At 62.6% G+C, this 3,779-nt stretch carries 4 protein-coding genes; all 4 read left to right on the forward strand.

Translation table 11 applies throughout. The features are described from left to right. Positions 1–248 precede the first annotated feature (248 nt). From AC3WWR_RS30735 to AC3WWR_RS30750, 4 genes are read left to right on the forward strand one after another with little or no spacing between them, the layout of a single operon-like run. Entirely contained in the window at positions 249–839 is a 591-nt protein-coding gene (locus tag AC3WWR_RS30735; protein WP_007978708.1) for an amino acid synthesis family protein, read from the forward strand. Between the two features lie 42 nt (positions 840–881). Next, positions 882–1,715, forward strand: coding sequence for an alpha/beta fold hydrolase (locus tag AC3WWR_RS30740; protein WP_020800931.1), 834 nt, complete (start codon positions 882–884; stop codon positions 1,713–1,715). Next, the gene (locus AC3WWR_RS30745; protein ID WP_020800932.1) at positions 1,712–3,193 is read left to right on the forward strand and encodes an aldehyde dehydrogenase; all 1,482 of its coding nucleotides are present in this window, start codon (positions 1,712–1,714) and stop codon (positions 3,191–3,193) included. The genes AC3WWR_RS30740 and AC3WWR_RS30745 overlap by 4 nt, the downstream gene beginning before the upstream one ends. A gap of 12 nt (positions 3,194–3,205) precedes the next feature. After that, on the forward strand, positions 3,206–3,691 hold the full coding sequence (locus AC3WWR_RS30750; protein ID WP_020800933.1) for a flavin reductase family protein: 486 nt from the start codon (positions 3,206–3,208) through the stop codon (positions 3,689–3,691). Positions 3,692–3,779: the final 88 nt, after the last annotated feature.

Here is a 3,779-nt window from a genome sequence, read left to right on the forward strand (position 1 = left end):
TGAAAAAGGGAGTCGCTGTAAAAGCGAAACCATAAGTGGCCGTTACCGCAGCAATGGATATGTACGCAGGCAACCAAACACAGGTCGGCTGTCAGGCCGCCTTCGTCGGTACACCGCCCGGAGCAAGCCTCGCTCCTACAGTTTTCATCACCATCCGACCAGAAACTCGTTTCAGGGTATTGCGCATCCGGTATTATGGTATACCATCATACGCACAAACGCTTTTTCACCCTGATACGGAGCAGCTCATGAGTTTCGAAATCCGCAAGATCGTCAGCTATGTCGAAGAAACCTTCATTGAAGGCGGCAAGGCCACCGACAAGCCCGTAACCATGGTCGGGCTGGCCGTTGTGATGAAGAACCCTTGGTTGGGCAACGGCTTCGTTGAAGACCTCAAGCCGCAAATCCGCGCCAACTGCTCCGACCTCGGCGCGCTGATGGTCGAGCGCCTGGTGGGCATCATCGGCGGTGCCGAGAAAATCGAAGCGTACGGCAAGGCCGCCGTGGTCGGCGCCGACGGTGAAATCGAACACGCCTCCGCGGTGATCCACACCCTGCGCTTCGGCAACCACTACCGCGAAGCGGTGAAAGCCAAGAGCTACCTGAGCTTCACCAACAAGCGCGGCGGCCCGGGCACCTCGATCCAGATCCCGATGATGCACAAGGACGACGAAGGCCTGCGTTCGCACTACATCACCCTGGAAATGCAGATCGAAGACGCGCCGCGTGCCGACGAAATCGTCGTGGTCCTGGGTTGCGCCGATGGCGGCCGCCTGCACCCACGCATCGGCAATCGCTACATCGACCTGGAAGAACTGGCCGCCGAAAAAGCCCAGTAAGCCGGTCGGTCACTACAACAAAAAGGTATGCAGGAGCGCTCCATGATTCGGCTCACCGCTGAACGCACCCCGGCTGGCACCAGTTACCTGGCGACCGGCCAAGGCCAGCCCGTGGTCTTGATCCACGGCGTGGGCCTGAACAAAGAAATGTGGGGCGGCCAGATCGTTGGCCTGGCCACCCAATACCGCGTGATCGCCTACGACATGCTCGGTCATGGCGCCAGCCCGCGTCCGGAAAGCGGCACGCCGCTGCTCGGTTACGCCGACCAGTTGCTGGAGCTGCTCGATCATTTGCAATTGCCCAAGGCGGCAGTGATCGGTTTCTCCATGGGCGGCCTGGTGGCGCGGGCTTTTGCCCTGCATTACCCGCAGCGCCTGCAGAGCCTCGTGGTGCTCAACAGTGTGTTCAATCGCACCGCCGAGCAACGCGCCGGTGTCATCGCCCGCACAGCCCAGGCGGCCGAACACGGGCCGGATGCCAACGCCGAAGCCGCACTGTCGCGCTGGTTCAGCCGCGAATACCAGGCAGCCAATCCGGCGCAGATCGCCGCTTTGCGCCAGACGCTCGCGCAGAATGATCCGCAGGGCTACCTGACTACCTATGAATTGTTCGCCACCCAGGACATGTACCGCGCCGATGACCTGGCCAGCATCCAGGTGCCGACGCTGGTCGCTACCGGCGAACTCGATCCGGGGTCGACCCCGGAAATGGCCGAGCAACTGGCCGGGCGCATTCCCGGCGCCAAGGTTGCCGTACTCGGCGAGCAGCGGCATATGATGCCCGTAGAATCGCCGCGCCTGGTCAACCAGCTGTTGCTGGAGTTCCTCGACACGGCGCACGCCCGACCAAACCAGATTAAGGGGATCGTTGCATGACTCTCTCACGCTTCCAGATGTGCATCGGCGGTGAATGGGTCGATGCCCTGTCCGGCAAGACTTTTGAAAGCCTCAATCCGGCCCTGGCCGAACCTTGGGCCGAATTGCCCGATGCCGACGAAGCCGACGTCGAGCGCGCCGTACAGGCGGCGCAGGGCGCCTTCGACAGCCCGGCCTGGCGCAGTCTGACCGCCACGGCACGCGGCAAGTTGCTGCGGCGCCTGGGCGACCTGATCGCCGAAAACAAGGAACAACTGGCGCAGCTGGAAAGCCGCGACAACGGCAAGCTGATCCGCGAGACCCGCGGCCAGGTCGGCTATTTGCCGGAGTTCTTCCACTACACCGCAGGCCTGGCCGACAAACTCGAAGGCGGCACCCTGCCCCTCGACAAGCCGGACCTGTTTGCCTACACCGTGCACGAAGCCATGGGCGTGGTCGCCGCGATCATTCCGTGGAACAGTCCGCTGTACCTGACCGCAATCAAACTGGCGCCGGCCCTCGCGGCAGGCAATACCATCGTGATCAAGCCGTCCGAACACGCCTCGGCGACCATTCTGGAACTGGCGCGCCTGGCGCTGGAAGCCGGGATTCCACCGGGAGTGGTCAATGTCGTCACCGGTTACGGCCCGAGCACCGGCGCCGCCCTGACCCGCCATCCGCTGGTACGCAAGATCGCCTTCACCGGCGGCGCGGCCACGGCCCGGCATGTGGTGCGCAGCAGTGCCGAGAACTTCGCGAAATTGTCCCTGGAACTGGGCGGCAAATCGCCGAACATCATTTTCGCCGACGCCGACCTCGACAGCGCGATCAACGGCGCCATCGCCGGGATCTATGCCGCGTCCGGGCAAAGCTGTGTGTCGGGTTCGCGTCTGTTGGTGCAGGACGAAATCTACGACGAATTCGTCGCTCGCCTGGTGGAACGCGCCCAGCGCATCCGCATCGGCAACCCGCAGGAAGACAGCAGTGAAATGGGCCCGATGGCCACTGCCCAGCAACTGGCCGTGGTGGAAGGCCTGGTGGCGGATGCCATTGCCGAAGGTGCGCGTTTGCGCCTCGGTGGCAAGCGTCCGCAGAACCTGGGCGAAGGCTGGTTCTATGAGCCGACCCTGTTCGAATGCGACCGCAACTCGATGAAGATCATGCAGGAAGAAGTCTTTGGTCCGGTGGCCTCGGTCATCCGTTTCAAGGACGAAGCCGAAGCCCTGGCGATTGCCAACGACTCGCAGTTCGGCCTCGCCGCCGGCATCTGGACCCGCGACCTGGGCCGTGCCCATCGCCTGGCCCGGGACGTGCGTTCGGGGATCATCTGGGTCAATACCTACCGCGCCGTGTCGGCCATGGCGCCGATCGGCGGCTTCAAGAACAGTGGCTATGGACGCGAAAGCGGCATCGATTCCGTGCTGGCCTACACCGAGCTGAAAACGGTGTGGATCAATCTTTCCCAGGCACCGATGCCTGATCCGTTTGTGATGCGCTAGGAGTCCTGAGAAATGATCGAACCCGGCATTTACAAAGACGTCATGAGCTCGTTCCCTTCCGGGGTCACGGTGGTCACCACCCTGGACCCGGACGGCGGCATCGTCGGCATCACCGCCAGCGCCTTCAGTGCGCTATCGATCGATCCGGCACTGGTGCTGTTCTGCCCCAACTACGCCTCTGACACGTACCCGATCCTGCGCGACAGCAAGCAATTCGCAATTCATTTGCTGTCCGCCGACCAGACCGCCGAAGCCTATGCGTTCGCCGGCAAGGGCAAGGATAAGGCCAATGGCATCGAATGGCACTTGAGCGAACTGGGCAACCCGTTGCTGCGCAAAGCCACGGCGATCATCGAGTGCGAACTGTGGCGTGAATACGATGGCGGCGACCACGCCATCATCGTCGGCGCGGTGAAGAACCTGATCCTGCCCGAGCAACCGGTGACGCCGATGATCTACCACAAAGGCAAGCTGGGCCCCCTGCCCGCCCTGGCCTGATGGCTCTACACAATGCCCTGTGGGAGCGGGCTTGCTCGCGAAGGCCGAGTGTCAGTTGACATCAATATTGACTGACCCACCGCTTTCG

The organism is Pseudomonas sp. EB271-G4-1 (genome assembly GCF_058791355.1).

Excerpts from the sequence above, each read along its gene's own strand:
- AC3WWR_RS30750 (WP_020800933.1), top strand. The coding sequence starts at position 3,206 with ATGATCGAACCCGGCATTTACAAAGACGTCATGAGCTCGTTCCCTTCC.
- AC3WWR_RS30745 (WP_020800932.1), top strand. The coding sequence starts at position 1,712 with ATGACTCTCTCACGCTTCCAGATGTGCATCGGCGGTGAATGGGTCGAT.
- AC3WWR_RS30735 (WP_007978708.1), top strand. The coding sequence starts at position 249 with ATGAGTTTCGAAATCCGCAAGATCGTCAGCTATGTCGAAGAAACCTTC.
- AC3WWR_RS30740 (WP_020800931.1), top strand. The coding sequence starts at position 882 with ATGATTCGGCTCACCGCTGAACGCACCCCGGCTGGCACCAGTTACCTG.